The sequence below is a fragment of the Streptomyces sp. NPDC006655 genome (assembly GCF_040703965.1).
Taxonomy (GTDB): domain Bacteria; phylum Actinomycetota; class Actinomycetes; order Streptomycetales; family Streptomycetaceae; genus Streptomyces.
This window is the reverse complement of sequence record NZ_JBEYJU010000132.1, coordinates 1-19,348: the sequence shown is the minus strand read 5'-3', so window position 1 is coordinate 19,348 and position 19,348 is coordinate 1. Positions and strand designations below refer to the sequence as shown.

At 71.0% G+C, this 19,348-nt stretch carries 17 protein-coding genes; 12 read left to right on the top strand and 5 right to left on the bottom strand.

The features are described 5' to 3' along the window. Positions 1-90: 90 nt before the first annotated feature. A complete protein-coding gene (locus AB0958_RS40505) occupies positions 91-684 on the bottom strand; it encodes a helix-turn-helix domain-containing protein (RefSeq protein WP_366895492.1) in 594 nt (197 codons plus the stop codon). A gap of 204 nt (positions 685-888) precedes the next feature. Here AB0958_RS40505 and AB0958_RS40500 point away from each other — a divergent pair, with 204 nt between their 5' ends. Further along, the gene (locus AB0958_RS40500) at positions 889-1,467 is read left to right on the top strand and encodes a hypothetical protein (protein ID WP_366895491.1); all 579 of its coding nucleotides are present in this window, start codon (positions 889-891) and stop codon (positions 1,465-1,467) included. Between the two features lie 217 nt (positions 1,468-1,684). Here AB0958_RS40500 and AB0958_RS40495 read toward each other — a convergent pair whose 3' ends face one another. Next, a complete protein-coding gene (locus AB0958_RS40495; RefSeq protein ID WP_366895490.1) occupies positions 1,685-4,483 on the bottom strand; it encodes an FAD-binding and (Fe-S)-binding domain-containing protein in 2,799 nt (932 codons plus the stop codon). 191 nt (positions 4,484-4,674) lie between these two features. After that, positions 4,675-5,364: a GAF and ANTAR domain-containing protein gene (locus tag AB0958_RS40490; protein ID WP_366895489.1), complete on the bottom strand. Its 690-nt coding sequence runs from the start codon at positions 5,362-5,364 to the stop codon at positions 4,675-4,677. A gap of 495 nt (positions 5,365-5,859) precedes the next feature. Here AB0958_RS40490 and AB0958_RS40485 point away from each other — a divergent pair, with 495 nt between their 5' ends. The 3 genes from AB0958_RS40485 to AB0958_RS40475 all read left to right on the top strand — a co-directional run bounded on the left by AB0958_RS40485 (position 5,860) and on the right by AB0958_RS40475 (position 7,666). Beyond that, a complete protein-coding gene (locus AB0958_RS40485) occupies positions 5,860-6,066 on the top strand; it encodes a hypothetical protein (protein ID WP_366895488.1) in 207 nt (68 codons plus the stop codon). Positions 6,067-6,608: 542 nt separating this feature from the next. After that, complete coding sequence (locus AB0958_RS40480; RefSeq protein WP_366895493.1) at positions 6,609-7,247, top strand: helix-turn-helix domain-containing protein; 639 nt, start codon at positions 6,609-6,611, stop codon at positions 7,245-7,247. Between the two features lie 125 nt (positions 7,248-7,372). After that, positions 7,373-7,666 carry a hypothetical protein gene (locus AB0958_RS40475; protein WP_366895487.1) on the top strand — a complete coding sequence of 98 codons (294 nt, stop codon included), beginning with the start codon at positions 7,373-7,375 and terminating at the stop codon, positions 7,664-7,666. A gap of 521 nt (positions 7,667-8,187) precedes the next feature. Here AB0958_RS40475 and AB0958_RS40470 read toward each other — a convergent pair. Further along, positions 8,188-9,801 (bottom strand): MFS transporter, encoded by a 1,614-nt coding sequence (locus AB0958_RS40470; protein WP_366895486.1) that lies wholly within the window; start codon positions 9,799-9,801, stop codon positions 8,188-8,190. Between the two features lie 187 nt (positions 9,802-9,988). Here AB0958_RS40470 and AB0958_RS40465 point away from each other — a divergent pair, with 187 nt between their 5' ends. Together AB0958_RS40465 and AB0958_RS40460 are read left to right on the top strand one after the other, a co-directional pair. Then, a complete protein-coding gene (locus tag AB0958_RS40465) occupies positions 9,989-10,627 on the top strand; it encodes a TetR/AcrR family transcriptional regulator (RefSeq protein WP_366895485.1) in 639 nt (212 codons plus the stop codon). Between the two features lie 29 nt (positions 10,628-10,656). Then, a complete protein-coding gene (locus AB0958_RS40460) occupies positions 10,657-11,427 on the top strand; it encodes a DUF2993 domain-containing protein (protein ID WP_366895484.1) in 771 nt (256 codons plus the stop codon). A 2-nt stretch (positions 11,428-11,429) separates the two neighbouring features. Here the strand turns inward: AB0958_RS40460 and AB0958_RS40455 are convergent, their stop codons facing one another. Continuing rightward, positions 11,430-12,065, bottom strand: coding sequence for a TetR/AcrR family transcriptional regulator (locus AB0958_RS40455; protein WP_366895483.1), 636 nt, complete (start codon positions 12,063-12,065; stop codon positions 11,430-11,432). A gap of 134 nt (positions 12,066-12,199) precedes the next feature. Here AB0958_RS40455 and AB0958_RS40450 point away from each other — a divergent pair, with 134 nt between their 5' ends. From AB0958_RS40450 to AB0958_RS40425, 6 genes are all read left to right on the top strand, one after another. Next, on the top strand, positions 12,200-13,342 hold the full coding sequence (locus tag AB0958_RS40450; RefSeq protein ID WP_366895482.1) for a VOC family protein: 1,143 nt from the start codon (positions 12,200-12,202) through the stop codon (positions 13,340-13,342). A 35-nt stretch (positions 13,343-13,377) separates the two neighbouring features. After that, entirely contained in the window at positions 13,378-14,316 is a 939-nt protein-coding gene (locus AB0958_RS40445; RefSeq protein WP_366895481.1) for a fumarylacetoacetate hydrolase family protein, read from the top strand. A 19-nt stretch (positions 14,317-14,335) separates the two neighbouring features. Beyond that, positions 14,336-15,916, top strand: a complete 1,581-nt coding sequence (locus AB0958_RS40440; protein ID WP_366895480.1) for a bifunctional 3-(3-hydroxy-phenyl)propionate/3-hydroxycinnamic acid hydroxylase — start codon at positions 14,336-14,338, stop codon at positions 15,914-15,916. Further along, positions 15,913-17,880, top strand: a complete 1,968-nt coding sequence (locus tag AB0958_RS40435) for an acetoacetate--CoA ligase (RefSeq protein ID WP_366895479.1) — start codon at positions 15,913-15,915, stop codon at positions 17,878-17,880. The genes AB0958_RS40440 and AB0958_RS40435 overlap by 4 nt, the downstream gene beginning before the upstream one ends. Then, entirely contained in the window at positions 17,877-18,221 is a 345-nt protein-coding gene (locus AB0958_RS40430; RefSeq protein WP_366895478.1) for a DoxX family protein, read from the top strand. The genes AB0958_RS40435 and AB0958_RS40430 overlap by 4 nt, the downstream gene beginning before the upstream one ends. Positions 18,222-18,523: 302 nt before the next feature. Further along, positions 18,524-19,213: a type 1 glutamine amidotransferase domain-containing protein gene (locus tag AB0958_RS40425; protein WP_366895477.1), complete on the top strand. Its 690-nt coding sequence runs from the start codon at positions 18,524-18,526 to the stop codon at positions 19,211-19,213. The last annotated feature ends 135 nt before the right edge of the window (positions 19,214-19,348 follow it).

Below are 19,348 nucleotides of genomic sequence, written 5' to 3'. Positions count from 1 at the left end.
GGTGGCTCCGCCACATGACCCGCCACCCCGCACGCCGATCGCACGCACCGAACGCCGCTCCTTCTCCCACGGAGATCCATCAGAAGGGCCCTAGCGGCGGTCGTCCGGCTCGCGGTATCCGTCGGCGACGAGCGCCCGCAGCCGGTCGAGTGATTCCCCGGCGGCGCCGGTGCCCTTGATCCAGGCGATCGAGCAGGCCGCGAGGAACAGGTCGTAGCCCGTCGCCGAGGCGCGTACGTACCCGGTGCGCTGTGCGGCTCGCACGTACCCGTCGGTCGTGTCGATGAGCTCGTCGCAGGGGACGGTGAGCGGGTTGTCCGGGTCCTGCGCCCGGGTCGCCGTCATGAGGGGTTCCGGCAGTCCGCTGTAGGCGCTGAGGTAGTCCTCCATCGCCCGCAGCCACTGCGTCAGTGCCGTGCCTGCGTCGTCGATGCCGGCGATCTCCTCGCGGCGGGCCACCAGTTCCGCGGTGCGGGACTGGAGTACGGCCGCCAGCAGGGCCTCGCGGGTGGGGAAGTGCCGGTACAGCGTCCCCGGCCCGACGCCGGCCTCCTTGGCGACCGCTTCCAGCGACGTACCGATCCCGTCCCGCAGGAAATGGCGCTGAGCGGCGTCCAGCAGGGCCGCGCGATTGCGCTGCACGTCGGCGCGGGGTTTGCGCTCCTGTGGTCCCCTGGCGTTCATGCATCCTCCTGCGCTGCGGTCCGGCGGAGCCGATCAAAAACGGAGGCTACCTCCGAACTGTCCTCCACGGTAAGCCGGAGGCACCCTCCGGTCGAGCTGGGGGTGTCGACGGTCCGCAGTTCCCCACCGGCAGTGTCAGCATCCCGGCCCACATGTTCGATAAGAGCTGGCTCGTGCCCGGCCTTCTGCCTGAAGATTCTCGGTGTGGCAGACACGGAACCCACCGAAGAAGAGACGCCGGACGGGCTGCTGGGCTGGTGCCTGGTGGCCAACGTGGCGCAGGAAACCGCGCGCGGCGAGAGCGGTCTCGACATCCAGCGCGGCACGAAGCACTTTCCGGCGGGCGCCCTGCTGTGGATCCCACCCGTGCGCTGGGACCCCGGCTGGGGTCGCTGGCATGCGGTCGGGCGGCACAGAGGCAACGGCCGCCGGTACGTCAACATGGTCGTGCGCGCGGACGACCTGGAGAACTTCCGGGTCAAGGGGGTCTACAGCGAAGGTCTCGTCCGCAGCCTCAACGGCTACGATCACGACCCGGCCGCCCCGCGGACCCTGCAGAACCCGTGGACTCGCGAGCGGGCCCAGAGCTGGGCGGACGGCCGGAACCGCCTCCGGGAGGGCATCGTGGTCGACGGCCGGCGTCACCCGCGGGTCTCCGTTCCCAATCCTCCGCCGGCGGAGCTCGCCGTCGGCGGCGAAATCCTGCACCTCGCCCATTACGGCCCCAGGGGACCCCACTACAGTCGCATGCCCCCTCCCGTGGAATGGGTCCCCGAGACCTGAGACGTGGCGTTCGAACGTGTGGGCGGGGACGTTGACGCAGCTGAGGGGGATGGCTCGACCACTCCGTCGCGCAGGGCTTCATACAAGGACGTAACCACCGGCGAAGCGCAGGGCAGGCGGATCAACGCGGCGCTCGAGGGCACGGGCTTCTGCGAGGTCTGACGTGTTCCGGTGCCGCGAGGATCACCTTCTGCATCAGCGAGTTCCGGGTCGGACCTCAGATGCGGGACGCGAACAGCTCGGCCAGATGCCGCGTGGGCACATGCGCCAGGTCGTCGAGCTGGACGCGGCAGGACATGCCGTCGGCCAGGACCACCGCGTCCGCGTGGGACCGTACGGCCGGCAGCAGATGTGTTTCGGCGACCGCGACGCTGACCTCGTAGTGCCCCTTCTCCACCCCGAAGTTGCCGGCCAGGCCGCAGCATCCCGGCACCCTGATGACGGTCGCGCCGGCCCTCTCCAGCAGCCGCTGGTCGGTGTCCCATCCGATGACGGCGCTGTGGTGGCAGTGAGGCTGGGCGACCACCTCCACCCCGGTCAGGTCGGGCAGCGGCAGGTCGAGGCGCTCGACGAGTTCGGCGAAGCTGAGCAGCCCCGATGCCACCGCCTTCGCCTCCTCGGCGTCGCACAGCTCTCCCGTGTCGCTGCGCAACGAAGCGAGACATGACGGCTCCAGCGCCAGCACGGGGACGTTGCCGCGGACGTACGGGGCGAGCGTGCGCACGGCCTGCCCGACGATGGTCCGTGCCCGGTCGAGTTGGCCGGTCGTGATCCAGGTCAGGCCGCAGCAGGCGGCTTCCTGGATGACGCGGACCGTGAGTCCGCGCGACTCCAGGAACCGGATGGCCGCCAGGGCGGAGGCGGGGAAGAAGTGGTCGGTGAAGGAGTCGGCCCAGATCCACACGTCGGGAGGCGTGTTCCCCGCGCGAGCCGTGTCCGTGGCCTGCCTCAGGGTGGGGGAGGCGAACCGCGGTAGGGACCGCCGCTGGTCGATGCCCGCGGCCCACTTGGCCAGGGCGGCGACCGGTGCGACCCGCAGGAGCAGGTTGGCCGGCTTCGCCAGCGGTGCCGTGCGCCGGGCCCATGTGGGGAGCCGCCCGAGGAACAGGTGCGACCGCGGCCGGCGCAGCCCGGCGACGTCGTGCCGCTGGTGCAGGACCTCGCTCTTGTAGGTTGCCATGTCGACGCCACTGGGACAGTCGCTCGCGCACCCCTTGCACGCGAGGCACAGATCGAGTGCCTCGGCCACCGCCGCATCCTGCAGCCCCCCGCTCAGCAGGCCGCCGTCGAGCGCCTCCTGCAGCACCCGGGCCCGGCCGCGGGTCGAGTCCCGTTCGTCCCTGGTGGCGAGATAGGACGGGCACATCACCGCGGAGGTCCTCGGGGCCACGCACTTCCCGACGCCGGTGCACCGGTGCACGGCGGCGCCGAGATCCCCGGCGTCGTGCACCAGCCGCAGGCCGGAGGGCACCTGCGCCCGGGGGCGCACCGGGCGCAGGTCGTCGGTGATCGGGACCGGCTCGGCGATGATTCCGGGGTTGAGGATGCCGTCGGGGTCGCAGACGGCCTTGACCTGCCGGAACAGGGCGAGGGACGGCTCGTCGTACATCAGCGGCAACAGCTCGCCGCGGACCCGGCCGTCACCGTGTTCGCCCGACAGCGTGCCGCGGTAGTCACGCAGTCGTGTCGCGCAGGCGGTCATGAAGTCGCGGAACACCCCGGCCGAAGCCGGGTCGCCGGGCCGGAACGGGAAGTCGATACGGCAGTGGACGCAGCCGTCGCCGAAGTGCCCGTACGGAACACCCTGGAGACCGTACGCCCGCAGCAGTTCCTCGAAGTCGCGCAACCACGCGCCGAGATGCTCCGGCGGAACGGCCGCGTCCTCCCAGCCGCCGTACGCCGGAGTCGGCAGCGACCGGCCCGCGAGCCCGGCGCCGTCCTCGCGGATGCGCCACAGCGCGGCCGCCTCCCGCGGGTCGTCGACCAGCCTGGTGCCGAGCGCGGCGCCGACGGCCACGAGCCGGCGCACCGCGTCCGCCGCCTCCTCGCCCGCCACCTCCGCGAACAGCCATCCGTGCCCCCGGGGCAGTTCGGGTACCGGGGAACCCTTTCCCCGCACCAGGTCCACGATGCGCGCGTCCATGCCCTCGCACGCGACGAGCCGGCCCGGCGCCGCGGCGAGCAGCGCCGGTACCGCATCGGCCGCATCGGCCATCGTCGGGTACCCGAGCACCAGCATCCTGCGCTCGACCCGGTCGTCGACCAGCCGGACGGTGGCTTCGAGGACGGTGGCCAGCGAACCCTCGCTGCCGGCCAGGAACCGCTCGACGCGGCGCCGTTCGGGCAGCAGGTGTTCCAGGCCGTAGCCGCTGACCTGACGGCCGAAGCGGCCGAACTCGGTACGCAGATGAGCCAGGTTGGCGTCCCCGACGGCCGCCAGCCGCTTCGCGGTGTCGCCGGTGAGCCGACCGCCCTGCTCCAGGGCGAGTTCACCGTTCCCGTAGAGCACCCGCAGTGACTCGACGTTGTCCACCGTCCGCCCGTAGCCCAGCGCCCGCGAACCGCAGGCGTTGTTGCCGATCATCCCGCCGACCGTGCAGCGACTGTGGGAGGACGGATCCGGTCCGAACCGCAGCCCGTGGGCGGCGGCCGCGCGCTGCAGGTCCGCGTGCACCACGCCCGGTTCCACGCGCGCGGTACGCGCGGCCGGGTCGATGTCGAGAATCCGGTTGAACCGGCGGGTGTCGACGACGATGCCGCTCCCGACCGCGTTCCCGGCGATGCTCGTGCCCGCGCCGCGCATCGTCACCGGAACCCGCAGCTCACGCGCCACCTCGCGGGCCGCGATCACGTCGTCGGCGCTGCGCGCTTTCACGACCGCGGACGGGACGACGCGGTAGAGGCTCGCGTCCGACGAATACAGGGCCCGTGTCAGCGGAGAGTCGTCGAACTCGACTCCCGCGGCGCGAAGAGCGGCGGCCAGGTCATCGGCGGCTTGCTGTGCTGGAACGGGCATACCTCAGGCTAGTTCGCGCGTCGTGTCACGTCGCATGCGGGCGAAGGAGGAGTCGATGGCCCAGGAGTGGTGACCTCGCGCGGTCGAGGAGTTCGACGAGCATCTCGGCGAAGAGCGGGCCGCCCTGCCGGGGCTGCCGTGGGTGACGAACACGGGGCCGTCCGGCCCGGCTCGACGTTCCCGCGGCGGGCTCAGGAGAGGGCGCCTTCCTCACAGACGCGGCGGGCGACCTCCCGGAGTTTGATGTTGTTGGTCTGGGAGTAACGGCGCAGCACGCTGAAGGCTTCTTCTTCGGTGAGGCGGTGGCTGCCCATGATGATGCCCATGGCTTCGCCGATGAGGTGCCGGGTGGCGACGGCCCGCTCCATCTGGGCGTGGGTGCGGGCGGCGGAGAAGGCGACTGCGGCATGGGAGGCGAGCAGCAGGCCCGCCAGCTCGCTGTCCGCCGTGAACGCGCCGGGTTCGCGGGAGTAGAAGTTCAGCGCGCCGAGGTCCTCGTCCTCGGTGAACAGCAAGAAGCCCATCATGCTGCCCACGCCGAGCTGGAGGGCCTGCGGGGCGAAGACGGGCCACCGCTGCTGTACGGCGGAGAGGTCGGGGATGCGGTAGACCCGCTCACCCTGCGAGCTGTGGGCGGCATCGAAGCACGGACCTTCCCCCAGCCGCTGTTGCAGCAGGTCGCTGTCCGTGACCAGAGCGTGGGTAGGGGCGAGGGTCTCCACCTTCGAGTCGTGCAGGACCAGGATGCCGGCCGCGTCACAGCCCTCCACCAGCTCGATGGCCGAGGCCGTGATCCGCTCAAGCGTGGCGTCCACCGAATCCTGCGCCAGCAGATCCCGCGCCATGACCGCCATCCGCTGCCCGTACAGACTCCAGTCCACGTGTCCTCCCTGCTCGTCCCGCTCCGGACAAGCCTCATACCCAGGCTCGCACGAAACCTGCACCGCGCCATCACGCCCTCCTCGGCGGGGACGAGGCTGTCTGTTTCGCTCGAGGACGTACGTCGCAGTCCGTGGTCCCGGCTGACTGTGGCCTCATGCCAGGTAGCGGGCGCCGACGGCGAGGAGTTCGCTGCCACCGGTGCCCGGATGCGAGGGCGGCCGTGACCACGGGCGTCATCCTGCGGCGGCGGATGTCGGCACCCGGGACTCGGCTCCCGTCGAGCGCCGGCCACCCGCCCGTCAGGTCGTCGCGAATGATCGAAGTGGTCACCAGGAGGTCGCCGACGACGGAAGCGGCGAGCCCCGTTCGACGGGCCCGCCGTCGACACCCGCGCACACCGCGGAAGCGCCAGACCGGCCTTGCGGGCGACACCGCAGGGCCGGCCGGTGACCGGACCGCCGTCCTTGCCGGACCAGCCGAGAGTGGTGGATGGGGTGCGTCTGACCCCAGGCTCGGGCAACTTCATGGGCCTGGGCAAGGAGAAGGACCCGATGATCTCGCTCCAGGACAAGGGCGCCTACTGCACCGTGCCCGGGACCCCGCCGCGCCGCGTGCAGAACATCCAGTCCTTCAACACCCTCCTCGGCGGCGAGTACTTCATGCCCAGCCTGTCCGCCCTCCGCCGGCTCGGCAGCAACTGACCCCCACCCCGGACGAGGACGAACTCGTCCGCCAGGTCGTCGCGGCCATGGCCAGGGCCAACCAGCATGTCGCCGACAAACACCGCCACGGCCTGCGCGACGCCCACACCAAGAGCCCGGCACCAAGAGCCCCGGCCGTCCTCGCCCGCGAGCTGCGCATCCAGCCCGACCTGCCCGCCCGCCTCGCCCAGGGCCTCTTCGCGGAACCGGCCACCTACCCGGTGATCGTCCGCTTCTCCTGCGCCCTCGGCGACCTGCGCTCCGACCAGGTGCCCGTCCGGCGTGGCCTTGCGACGAAGGTGATCGGCGCCACCGGGTCCCGCGCTCCTCGAGAAACAGCCCGGCCGGAGCGACCAGCAACGCCAGCGAACCGGCGCGGCATGCCGGTGGAGGACGCCTCGGTCCTGTGGCCCGAGAAACTGTCACCGCACCAGACCGTGGCCGTGCTGCATCTGCCTGCGCCTGCGCCCGCGGGTCGGTCGGGACTCGCGTGCCAGAATGGAGAAGTCCATTCTCCGCTCTGGCTTCTTCGAGGTTCTTTCGTGTCCCAGCCCGTCGGTCGTGTGCCCCAGCGACGCAACGCCCGGTCCAACCGGGCGCGCATCCTGGCCACCGCCCGTCAGGAGCTGGGGCGGAATCCCGAAATCACCCTGGAGGAGCTCGCCCGCGCCTCCGGTGTCGTACGGCGCACCCTGTTCGGACACTTCCCCGGACGGGCCGCGCTCCTGGATGCACTGGCCGAGGAGGCCACGGAAGCTCTCCAGGCCGCCGTTACGGTCGGAGCGGGTGTGACGGAACCGGCCGACCGGGCGCTCGCGCACTTCACGTTGGCGCTCTGGCCCGTGGGCGACCGCTACCGGATGCTCCTGGCGCTGGCCCGACGGGACCTCGGCACGGACCGTGTCGCCGGGATCCTGGAGCCCGCCCGGGTCAGAGTCACGGCCATCCTGGAGCAGGGACAGCGGGACGGGATCTTCCACTCCCAGCTGCCGGCCCCGGTGCTGAGCGCCGGCCTGGAGGCGATGACGGTCGCCCTGCTGGAAGAGGTCAACACCGGGGCGCTGGAGGATGACGGCACCCGGGGGGCCGTCACCACGCTCATCGCGGCCGGTGTGCCGGAGAAGCGGGCGCAGACCGTCGTCGACGAGGTGGCCGGCGAACAGAATGCCCCTGCCTGCTGAGCCGCGACACGGACCCGAGAACTTTGAACTGACCACTCATCACCCCCTGACACTCGGCTCTGCGTCCAGGTCCGGTGCCAAGCGTCGGGGTTCACCGCGTCCGTCGTCGGTAGTGGCTTGCTCATGTGGGGATCGACGTCGACACCTTCCTGCGTGATCTTGCCCGAGAGCTCGGGCCCCGCACGGGTGAGCTGACGGGCGCCGTGCTTCGGGAAATGTCGCACGACGTTCCATGGGTGCGGGAGCACGAGGACACCGCCAACGTGGCGTCGGCAGCCGTCTCCGAGCATGTCAGGACGAGCCGCAGGCCCGTGGGACTGCAAGGGCACGGACGCGGCACATCGGCCGGCCACCCGCATGGCCAGACGCCGTCAGGCACGCACTCCACCGCCTCGGCCTGCACCATCGCGACCGGTTGAAGATCACCAGGGTCAACGGAACGCCGAACGAAGCGGTCGTCGCGGACGAGAGGACATGGGTGGGGAACGCCTTGTCCGCCCACATCCCGCGTGATCTCGCCACCAGCCCAGGCCGAGCAGCACCACGCCGACCATCCACAGCGCCACCCCCGGCACTCAACCGCGCGGCTCTCTTTTCAGATCCCTTCGCACCCGCCCCGCCCCACCCCGAACGGCTTGACCACCAGGTCCCCGACGCTGCACCGCCCAACCCGGCGTCAAGCCAGTGGTCCCGAATCAAGCCGCCCCGAGGCAACCCCACGACGCCTGATCTTCGGCGATCACCCCAGAACCGGGCCGGGTCGGGTCACCTCGGGGGTCCGCTGGACGCCACCCCAGCGACCCGGGACGGAGAGCGAAAAAGGGGACGGTGCCGGGTGTCCCCTCCCGGCACCGTCCCGGGGCCGTGCGCCGCTCAGGCACAGCCCGTCCTGGGGGTGGAGGAGGCCGGAATCGGGGTTCCGGCCTCCGGTGTACGGGGCTCAGGCGTCCACGGTCTCGGTCTGCTCCTCGGCAGCCCGTGCCGCACCTTCCGCACCGTGCTTGGGGGTGTGTCCCCGGCCGGGCAGGACGGCGATGACGATCAGGGTTCCGGCGGCCATGATGATGCCGCCGATGAGGCTGGTGTGGGCGATGGCGTGGGCGAAGGACTCGTGGACCGCGCCGAGCAGGGTGTGGGCCTGTTGGGTGCCGCCCTGGGGGTTCTTGGCAACCTGTTCGGCGACCGCGATGCCGCCGCCGACGGAGTCCTTGGCGGTGTCCATGGCCGCGGCCGGAAGGTGGCCGCCGACCATGTCGGTGAGCTTGTCCTTGTATGACGTGGCGAGCAGCGAGCCGAGGATGGCGATGCCCAGGGCGCAACCCAGTTCCAGGGCGGTGTCGTTGGCGCCGCCGCCGACGCCCAGCTCGTCCTCGGGGAAGGAGCCCATGATGGTGTCGGTGGCCGGGGACAGGCTCAGGCCGATGGCGAAGCCGAGCAGCAGCAGGGGCGTCAGGAAGTCGGTGTACGTCGATCCCGACTCGACCTGCGTGAGCAGGAAGACCCCCGCCGTGCCGATCACCATGCCGGTGCCGACCACGATCTTCACGCCCAGCTTCGGAGCCAGCTGGCCGGTGACGGCGGCGCCGACGAACACGGCTCCGGCCAGGGGCAGCAGGCGGATGCCGGTGTCCAGGGCGTCGTAGCCGAGGACGAACTGCAGGAACTGGGTGGAGTAGTAGATCGAGCCGAAGGTGCCGAAGAAGAAGAACAGCACCGCCGTCATCGAGCCGCCGAAGGGACGCTCGGTGAACTTGCGCACGTCCAGCATCGGGTTGGGGTGCTTCAGTTCCCAGGCGACGAAGGCCAGCAGGCCCACGCCGGCGACGACGGCCGCGGTGATCGGGCCGGCGCCCCAGCCGAAGTGCGGGCCCTCGATGGTCGCGTACACCAGGCAACCGACCGAGACGATCGACAGCAGACCGCCGACGTAGTCGATGCGGCCCATGCCCTCCGCCTTCGACGGCGGCACGAGCAGCAGCGCGCCGACGACGCCGAGGACGGCGACGGGGACGTTCATCAGGAAGGTCGAGCCCCAGGCGTGGTTCTCCAGCAGCCAGCCTGCGGCGAGGGGACCGGCGGCGATGGCGAGGCCGGAGGTGGCGGACCAGGCGGTGATGGCCTTGGCGCGCTCGGCGCGCGGGAAGATCGCGACCAGCAGGGAGAGCGTGGCCGGCATGACGACGGCGGCACCGACGCCCATGATCGCGCGGGCTGTGATGACGAGGTTCGTCTCATCGACCAGGCCGCCCATCACCGAACCTCCGGCGAAGATCAGCAGGCCGAGGACGAGGGCGCCGCGGCGGCTGTACTTGTCGCCGATCGCGCCCAGCACCAGCATCAGCGCGGCGTAGGGGACGGTGTAGCCGTCGATGACCCACTGCAGGTCACTGCTGGACAGCCCCAGGGCCTTGGTCATGTCGGGGGCGGCCACGACCAGTGACGTGTTCGCCATGACGACGATCAGCAGGCTCAGGCACAGGACCAGCAGGGCCCACCAGCGGCGGTGGTAGGGCTCCGTCATCTTCTCGACGGGTGTGTTCGGAAAGAGCGGCATGGTCGGGCTCCTCGGCAGGAGGTGAAGCGGAGGCTTCGGGAGTGCGGAATCGATGGGATCGGGGCACGCGGGGCCACGAGGGGCCAGGCACCATGGGCAGCTAATTGCCCGTTGATGTGCAGACTAGTTTATTGCTCGTCTATGTGCAACTATCGAGTCGCCCTCCCCCGCCTACCGGAGGTTCGACATGATCCACGCACACCTGACAGCCGCACCGGAACGCAGCCGCACCCTGCTCACACGCGCCCGCATCCTGGAGGCGGCCCGGCAGGTACTCGACCGTGACCCCGAGAGCAGCCTCGGTGACATCGCCGAGGCTGCTGGGGTGGTGCGCCGTACGGTCTATGGCCACTTCAACGGCCGGGCCGCACTGGTGGAGGGGCTGGTGGAGGAGGCCACGTGGGCCTTGCGGCAGGCGCTCGCGGTCCCGCGCGCGCCGGTGGCGGATGCCGCCACGGAGCTGGCGCGCTTCGTCCTCGCGGTGTGGCCCGTCGGGGATCGCTACCGCATCCTGCTCCGCCTCGCTCCCCAGGACCTCGGCGCCGATCGGCTGGCCGAAGTCCTGGCTCCCGCGCGGGACATGGCGGAGGCGATCATCTCCCGGGGGCAGCGGCAGGGCGTTTTTCAGACCGGCGTACCCCCGGTCGTCCTGGCCCGGGCACTGGAGGGGTACCTGCTGGGGCTTCTGGACTGCGTGAACAGCGGCGCCTGGGGCGACGACGGCACCGGCGCCGCGACCGCCGCCCTGATCGCGATGGGCGTGGCCGGAGACAGTGCTGCGGCGTGCGTCCAGGGGCTCGTCCGGCCCGCGGGCGACGCCGCGTAGCGCACGTCCCCCACTCGAAGAGGAGAGCCATGTATCAGTCCCACTGCGACGAGGAGCCCCACTACGGCGACGGCGCCGTGGATGCGAGCCCTCCGACCCGGACCGGATGGCGCATGATCATCGCTGCTCTGTCCCTGGTGGCCGTGCTGGTCGGCGGAGTCGCGGTCGACCGGATCGCCGCTGTTCGCGCGGAGCGCCGTACGGCCAAGGCGTTCCAGGACGGCATGGGAACCGCCGATCGGCCGTCGGTGCACGTCAGGGGCTTTCCCGTACTGAACCAACTGGCTGCCGGCAGCCTGGACCATGTCGACCTGACCGCCCACGACATTCCGGCCGGCGGCGGCACCCGGCCGCTCCCGGTGACGAAGCTGACGGTCGGGATGGACGGGCTGAAGACCTCGGGGAGCGCCGACGAGGCTCACGCGGACAGCGTCACGGCGACTGCGTTCCTGTCGTACGCGGACGTGTCGAGCGCGCTCGGCGTGCGGGTGTCGCAGGGGGACGAATCCGGCCGGGTCGACGCGACCGCGAGTCCCCCGCTCATCGGGGACGTGACCGTGAGCGCGGCCGTCTCGACGGCGAGCGGAAACCGCGTCGCCTTCACGGATGTACGCGCGGAGCAGGGTGACCTGCTCCCTCCGCTGACATCACTGCTCGACAAGGCCCTGGATGAACCCATTCGGCTGCGGAACGTGCCCGAAGGGCTCCGGCTGCGGTCGGTCACCACGACCGAGGACGGAATCGACGCCCGCTTCACGGGCCGCTCGGTCACGTTCCGCCCGGACCCGTCGTCCGCGTGAGGTCAGGCGGCGTCGGGCAAGGGGCGCAGGGCGACCTCGTGGGCGTCGTCCGCGGGCAGGCCCAGCATCCGCAGGACCATCTCGGCGAGGTTGACCGCGGCCTCGTCGCCGTCCACCTCGGGGCGGGTGAACCGCAGCTCCACCAGGGACAGCAGGGTTCCGCCCAGTGCGGACAGGGCGACCACGGGGTCGGGGGTCGTGAAGCGGCCGGAGGCGATGCCGACCTGGAGATCACGCAGGGCGCGTCGGGCCAGTCCGTTGTCCGAGTGGATGTGCCCGAGGCCACGGCGGCGCACGACCTGCATCAGCTCCGGGTGGGAGTCGGCCATGCGGGCACTGAGCCGGAAACCGGCCGCGAGCAGCTCCGCCGGGTCGTCGATCCCCGTCAGACGCTCGTCGAAGGCCTGCCCGAACTCCTCCAAGGCGTCGACCACTGCCGTCTCGAACAACTCCGCCTTGGAGTCGAAGTGGTTGTAGAACGAGCCGAAGCCCACGTCTGCGCGCTCGGCGATCGCCTGGATGCTCGCGCTGGTGTCGCCGCTCTCGGCGAGTATCTGCCGGGCCGCTCGCACGAGAGCTCCCCGGGTCTCTGCGCGACGTCGCTCGAACCGGTTGCTGGGCGGGGCTGACGTAGACATGCGCAGAGTCTAACGGTTGCACGATGACGATCGCAGTCATGATGAATTCATCATTTCCTGCGGCGAACGCCTTGACGACAGGACTGTCACAGTTGATGATTTCCTCATTACGGCAATGTTGCTCGGAGGGCACCATGTCTGAGACACGCGTCAAGGGCGACGCCATGACAGCCCACCAGGACCTCCACAGTGAGCAGGGCGCCCTGCGCGGCGAACACCCCGGCCGCTCCCGGAACCCGGTGATCAAGGTGGCGGACCTGGCCTGGCTGGAGTTCGAGAAGCCCGACCTGGACCGGGCGGAGGTCTTCGCCCGCGACTTCGGCTTCGGCGTCGCCGCCCGCACCGCGAGCGAGCTGTGGCTGCGGGGCACCTTCGCGGGCTCGCCCTGCATGGTGATCCGGCGCGGTCGCACGTCCCGCTTCATCGGTCCGGCGTTCCGCGCCGCCGAGCGGGGCGACCTGGACCTGCTGGCCCGCGCCACCGGATCGTCCGTACGGGACTCCGACGTGCCCGGCGGCGGCAAGGTGGTCGACCTGCTCGACCCGTCCGGCTTCCCGGTCCGGGTCGTGCACTGCGGCGAACAGCTCCCCGCACTTCCGGAACAGCGGTCGCTGCTCCTCAACTTCGGCACGGACCACCGCCGTACCAACGCCACCCAGCGGCCGCCACGCGAGCCGTCCCGCATCCAGCGGCTCGGCCACGTGGTGCTGGAGACGCGGGTGTTCGGCCGGGCCCTGGACTGGTACCTGGACACCCTCGGGATGATCGTGTCCGACTTCCTGTTCCTGGACGGGCAGCGCGGGCGCGGGCCGACGATGGCGTTCATCCGCTGCGACCTGGGCAGCGTGCCCGCCGACCACCACACCCTCGCGATGCACCTGGGGCCGGGGACGGGGTACGTCCACTCCGCCTACCAGGTCACCGACCTCGACTCCATCGCCGTCGGCGGCGAATACCTCAAAGAGCGCGGATACAAGCGCAGTTGGGGCATCGGTCGGCACATCCAGGGCAGCCAGCTCTTCGACTACTGGCGCGACCCCGACCACTTCATGCTGGAGCATTTCGCCGACGGCGACCTGTTCTCCTGCGACGTCGAGCCCGGCTGGGCACCCATGTCGACGAGCGGCCTCGCCCAGTGGGGCCCGCTGGCCACCCGCGACTTCCTCGGCGCGAGTCCCTCCCCGCAGCGGGTCCGCGATGTCATCGAGGCCCTGCGCGGCGACAACGAAATGGACCCGGCACGACTGTTCGGCCTGCTCAAGGCCGCCAACTCCTGAACCCCGCCCGCCAATTCCCTGACAAAGGCACTGACATGAGCACCAATGTCCTGCGTACCGCCGACGGCTGGTGGGTTGTCCGCGGTGACCGCGCCGTCCCGGTCGACACCAAGGCCGCCACCACCGCCGAACTCCTCGCCGACCGCGACGCCGTACGAGAGGCGGCCCTCTCAGGTGAGGTGGGCACAACCGTCGCCGACCTGGCCGCCCTCTCGCCGGTGACCACGCCCTGCCGGGTGGTCGCACAGATGGTCAACTACCGCAGTCACGCCCGCGATTCGGGTTTCAAGGGCGACATCCCGCCCGCGTTCTTCCGCAAGGCGTCCGGCTCGGTCAGCGGACCCGGCGACGCCGTCGTCCGCCCCTCCCACGTGAAGTTCCTCGACTACGAGATCGAACTCGGGCTCGTCATGGGCGCGCCCCTGCCCGTCGGCACCGTCGTCGAGGAGCGGGACCTGCCGTCGTACGTCGCCGGACTGGTGATCACCAACGACGTCAGCGCCCGCGAGGTGCAGCTGACCAAGACGCAGTTCTACGAGAGCAAGTCGTACCCCACCTTCACCCCGACCGGTCCGTACCTGTCGCTGCTTGAGCCGGAGGACTTCGCCCATCTCCTGGACCTGCGGCTGAAGTTGAGTGTCAACGGCGAGCTGCGCCAAGACCGCACCCTCGCCGACATGATCGTCCGCCCGGCACGGGCACTCACCCTGCTGGCCCGTTTCCAGACCCTGGACGCCGGCGACCTGCTGCTCACCGGCACCCCCGGCGGTACCGCCCTGAAGGCCCCGCCGAAGGCCGTCGAGAAAATCGGCGCGCTGCTGCCTCCCGCCGTGAAATGGAAGGCCTTCTTCAAGAGCCAGGCCAAGAACCCGCACTACCTGAACCCCGGCGACGTGATCACGGCGACGATCGCGACCCCCGACGGCCGCATCGACCTCGGCGAGCAGCGCACGCCCGTCGCGGCCGCGCACTGAACCCCGAGGTGAGCCGCACATGACCGTCGATGAAGCCGCACGTGTGCCCGTCGTGATCGTCGGGGCCGGGCCGGTGGGCGTGACCGCCGCCCTTCTCCTGGCCCGGCGCGGAGTCCGCAGTGTCGTCCTCGAACGCCACGAGGACATCTATCCGCTGCCGCGCGCCGTCGCAGGCGACGACGAGATCCACCGAATCCTCCAGGCTGCGGGCGTCGGTGAGGAGTTCGCCGCGATCGCCCGCCCGGCGAAGGGGCTGCGGCTGCTGGACGCCCGGCACCGGGTGATGGCCGAGTTCCGGCGCACCGAGCACGGCCACCACGGCTACCCGCAGACCAGCATGTTCGACCAGCCCGAGCTGGAACGCGTACTGCGCGACGCCCTGGCCCGGCGCCCCGAGTGCGAACTGCGCGGTGGCGTGGAGGTCACCGGCGTCGGCCCGGCCGGCACGGAGCCGGTCCGCGTCAGCTACCGCGACGATGCCGGCGAGCACGAGCTGTGGGCCGACGCGGTCCTCGGCTGCGACGGCGCGGGCAGCCTCACCCGCGAGGCGATCGGCAGTGCCTGGGAGGACCTGCACTTCGAGGAGCGCTGGACCGTCATCGACGCCGAGACGACAGGCCCCGTCCGTTGCTGGGAGGGTGTGGACCAGGTCTGCGACCCGAAGCGGCCGGGCACATTCATGCGGGTGAACGACACCCGTTTCCGCTGGGAGTTCAGGACCCAGGAAGGGCGGGAGACGGCCCGCGAATTGATCGCCCCATGGCTGCCACCCTCGTACGACGGTGACTTCGAGGTCGTCCGCGAGACCCAGTACACCTTCCGTGCCCGCGTCGCCGACCGCTGGCGCAGCGGACGGGTGTTCCTGCTCGGCGACGCCGCCCACCTCACCCCGCCGTTCATCGGACAGGGCTTGTGCTCGGGGCTGCGGGACGCCTACAACCTCGCCTGGAAGCTCGCCCGCGTCCTCCAGCAGGGCGGCGACGAAGGGTTGTTGGACACCTACGAGAGCGAACGCAGGCCGCACGCACGGCATGTGGTCCGCCTCGCGGTCGCCATGGGCTGGGCCATGACCGGTGGCCAGGACGGCGCCGCCGCGATCCGCCGCCGAGCGCTGGCCGCCGCCTGCCGCATACCCGGCCTGACCGAGCTGGCCGGCCGCGACCTCAGCCCACCCCTCACCGCCGGACCGCTCGTGCGGCGCAGTGTCCGCCGAAGGCTGGCGGGAACACACTGCCCCCAACCATGGGTGAGTGTCGCTGGACGGCGCACCCGGCTCGACGAGGCGCTCGGCGACTCCTTCGCCGTACTGACCGCCACCGAGCCCGGCCCTTCCCTGACCGCGGTTGCCCACGGTCTCGGCGTTCACGCCGTCCCGGTGGCCGGCCTCGGTGACGACGGCACCCTCGCCGCCTGGCTGCGCACCGGACACGCGGATGCGGTCCTGCTACGGCCCGACCGGGTCGTCATGGACATCGTCCCGGCAGGCGGCCGCGACTTCATGTCGACCGCCGCCTGGGCAACCCTCCTGCACACCGCACGAAGCCCTGTCCCTTCCGAACGGACGGCCCGGCATGGCATGTTGAGGAGCACGACGCGATGAGCACGCCCTTCTTCACACCCGACCCGGAGACGGCGGCCTCCAGTCGCATCGCGGACTTCGCCCGGCTCCAGGGCATGGACCCGGACGACTACGCCACCCTGCATCAGTGGTCGGTCACCGACCTGGAGGGCTTCTGGGGCGCGGTGTGGGAGTACTTCGACATCGACGCGGACACCCCGTACGAGCAGGTGCTGGCCGAGGAACGGATGCCCGGCGCCCGCTGGTTCACCGGCGCCAGCCTCAATTACGCCCACCATGCCCTGCGTAACCTGGCCGACGGCGACGTGGCGATCATTGCCCTCGACGAGACCGGTGCCGGATACGAGGTGACCGGCGCCCGGCTGCGTGCCCTGGTGGCGTCCGTGGCCGCCACCCTGCGCGACCTCGGCGTCGGCAAGGGCGACCGGGTCGTCGGCTACCTGCCCAACACCCCGCACGCCATCGTCGCGTTCCTCGCCGCTGCGAGCCTGGGCGCCGTGTGGTCGGTGTGTGGTCAGGACTACGCCGCCAAGGCCGCCGCCGACCGGTTCGCCCAGCTCGAACCCACCGTGCTGATCGCCGCAGACGGCTACCTGTTCAACGGCACCACCCACGACCGCCGCGACGCCGTCCTCGAACTCGTCCACGCCCTTCCCACGTTGAAGGCGACGCTGGTGGTGGACCACATGGGCCTGCCCTGGCCGCCGCAGGCGTACCCGTCGCTGGTGGTCCCCTGGGAGGACGCCGCCACCCGCACCGAAGAGCTCACCTGTGTACCGGTCCCGTTCGACCATCCGCTCTGGGTCGTCTTCTCCTCGGGTACCACCGGCCTGCCCAAGGGCATCGTCCACGGTCACGGCGGCGTCCTCCTGGAGCACCTCAAAACCCTGGGCCTGCACTCGGACCTGAGGCCCGGCGACCGCCTCCTGTGGTACACCACCACCCACTGGATGATGTGGAACCTCGTCGTCTCCAGCCTCCTGACCGGCGCGACGACCTGTACGTACGACGGCAGCCCAGCCCCCTTCGCCAAGCTCGACCGTCTCTGGGAACTGGCCGCCCGCCACCGGGTCACCGTCTTCGGCACCAGCCCCCAATACCTGCTGGGCATGGCCAAGTCCGGAATCGACCCGTCCGTCCACGACCTCTCCTCGATCCGCGTCGTCGGCTGCACCGGCTCCGCCCTCCCCGCCTCCGCCTACCCCTGGGTCCGCGACCACGTCGGCGACCGCGTTCTGCTGGCCTCCATCAGCGGCGGCACCGACATCGTCTCCGGATTCGCGGGCAGCGCTCCCAACACCTCCGTCTGGGCGGGGGAGTTGTCGGCCCCCCACCTGGGCGTGGCACTGGCTGCGTACGACAGCGAAGGGTTCCCGGTCACCGACCAGGTCGGCGAACTGGTGGTGGCTCGCCCGATGCCGTCGATGCCGCTGTACTTCTGGAACGACCCCGACGGCAGCCGCTACCGGGACGCCTACTTCACCTCCTACCCCGGCGTGTGGCGACACGGAGACTGGATCACGGTCACGGGACACGGCTCGGTGATCGTCCACGGCCGCTCCGACTCGACACTGAACCGCAACGGCGTCCGCCTGGGCAGCGCCGACATCCACGACGTCGTCGAACGCCTCCCCGAGATCGCCGAAGCCCTGGTCATCGGCGCGGAGGAGCCGGACGGCGGCTACTGGATGCCGCTGTTCGTGGTCCCGGCGGCCGGGGCGACCCTGGACGACACCCTGCGCGAGAAGATCCGCGACGCCGTCCGCACCGGCGCCTCACCGCGCCACGTCCCCGACGAGATCCTCGAAGTGCCGGGCATCCCGCACACCCGCACCGGCAAGAAGCTGGAGGTCCCGATCAAGCGACTGCTCCAGGGCGCCCCGGTCGAGCAGGTCGTCAACCCCGCCACCGTGGACAGCCCCGACCTCATCGACCACTACGTCCGGCTGGGCGCCGAGCGCCGCGAAGGCAGGATCACCGCGTGACAACCGTGCTCGCCATGGTCCTGTCCCTGGTCTTCCTCCCGCTGGGCCTGGCCAAGATCGCAGCGGTACCGGTCATGCGGCAGGCAGCGGCCCACCTCGGCATGTCGACCGGCGTCCATCGCGTGGTCGGCGCGCTGGAGGTGGCCGGCGTCGCCGGTGTGCTGCTGGGGCTGACCTGGATGCCGCTGGGCGTGGCCGCCGCGACAGGCCTCGCCCTGCTGATGGTCGCGGCGGCGCTGGTCCACCTGCGCCACGGCGACCCGCCGCCCCGGGCCGTCCCGGCCGCCGTCATGGCCCTGATCTCCTTGACGTACGCGGCGACGGCGATGGCCGCCGGCTGACGCGTCCTGTACGGCCGGGCACGGGCAGCCCCCTGTGAGGGTGGCGGCCGTCCCTCCCCGGCTCCGCGCGGGCTGCCATCGCACACGTGAGGCCCGCGACGTCGCACAGGTCCTGTGAGACATGTGGCTCGGCGCCGGCATCATGGCCAAGATCCACCGAGGTCCGGCCCGCTCGACACCGCCACAGCGGCAACCCGCCGGCTTCCGCGGCTGTAGAAGACCCGCACCCCGTGCCCGTCCGGCCGGGGGGGACCCGTTTCACCGGCATCAGTAGACTGGTCTGCTCATCCGAGGAGTGTGTCATGAAGGTTCTGATCGTTCTCACTTCGCACGACGAGCTGGGGGACACCGGCCGCAAGACCGGGTTCTGGCTGGAGGAGCTGGCGGCGCCGTACTACCGCTTCAAGGAGGCCGGCTGGGAGATCACTCTCGCCTCACCGAAGGGCGGACAGCCGCCGCTGGACCCCAAGAGCAATGAACCCGGCTCCCAGACCGACGACACCCGGCGCTTCGAGGCCGACCCGGAGGCGACCGACGCACTGGCGAACACCGTGCGCCTCGACGCGGTCGCGGCCGGCGGCTTCGACGCGGTCTTCTATCCCGGCGGGCACGGACCGCTGTGGGACCTGGCCGAGGACACCGTCTCCGCGCGGCTGATCGAAACCACTCTCCGCTCCGGCAAGCCGGTGGGACTGGTGTGCCACGCCCCCGGCGTCCTGCGGCACACCGTCAACGAGGACGGCACCCCGCTGGTCTCGGGCAGGAAGGTCACCGGATTCGCCAACTCCGAAGAGGAAGCCGTCCAGCTCACCGACGTCGTCCCCTTCCTGGTCGAGGACGAACTCACCAAGCTCGGCGGCATCTACTCCAAGACCGGCGACTGGCAGCCCTATGTCCTGCAGGACGGTCTGCTGATCACCGGGCAGAACCCGGCGTCCTCGGCTCCCGCAGCCGACGCCCTGATCGAGATGGTCGCCAAGGGCGGCGCGTGAGCGCCTGGGTAACGCTAGGGCCCTTCTGATGGATCTCCGCGGCGTCGCGACGCCCGGCACGCACGCTCGGCGCACGGGGTGGCGGGCCCGGTGGCTCCGCCCCCAGACCCCCCCCCCCCCCCCGGGTCGCCCCCA

Bases quoted from the DNA above. Each gene is read 5' to 3' on its own strand.
- AB0958_RS40435 (WP_366895479.1), top strand. From the start codon at position 15,913: ATGAGCACGCCCTTCTTCACACCCGACCCGGAGACGGCGGCCTCCAGT.
- AB0958_RS40455 (WP_366895483.1), bottom strand. From the start codon at position 12,065: ATGTCTACGTCAGCCCCGCCCAGCAACCGGTTCGAGCGACGTCGCGCA.
- AB0958_RS40440 (WP_366895480.1), top strand. From the start codon at position 14,336: ATGACCGTCGATGAAGCCGCACGTGTGCCCGTCGTGATCGTCGGGGCC.
- AB0958_RS40495 (WP_366895490.1), bottom strand. From the start codon at position 4,483: ATGCCCGTTCCAGCACAGCAAGCCGCCGATGACCTGGCCGCCGCTCTT.
- AB0958_RS40445 (WP_366895481.1), top strand. From the start codon at position 13,378: ATGAGCACCAATGTCCTGCGTACCGCCGACGGCTGGTGGGTTGTCCGC.
- AB0958_RS40425 (WP_366895477.1), top strand. From the start codon at position 18,524: ATGAAGGTTCTGATCGTTCTCACTTCGCACGACGAGCTGGGGGACACC.
- AB0958_RS40470 (WP_366895486.1), bottom strand. From the start codon at position 9,801: ATGCCGCTCTTTCCGAACACACCCGTCGAGAAGATGACGGAGCCCTAC.
- AB0958_RS40450 (WP_366895482.1), top strand. From the start codon at position 12,200: ATGTCTGAGACACGCGTCAAGGGCGACGCCATGACAGCCCACCAGGAC.
- AB0958_RS40460 (WP_366895484.1), top strand. From the start codon at position 10,657: ATGTATCAGTCCCACTGCGACGAGGAGCCCCACTACGGCGACGGCGCC.
- AB0958_RS40465 (WP_366895485.1), top strand. From the start codon at position 9,989: ATGATCCACGCACACCTGACAGCCGCACCGGAACGCAGCCGCACCCTG.
- AB0958_RS40505 (WP_366895492.1), bottom strand. From the start codon at position 684: ATGAACGCCAGGGGACCACAGGAGCGCAAACCCCGCGCCGACGTGCAG.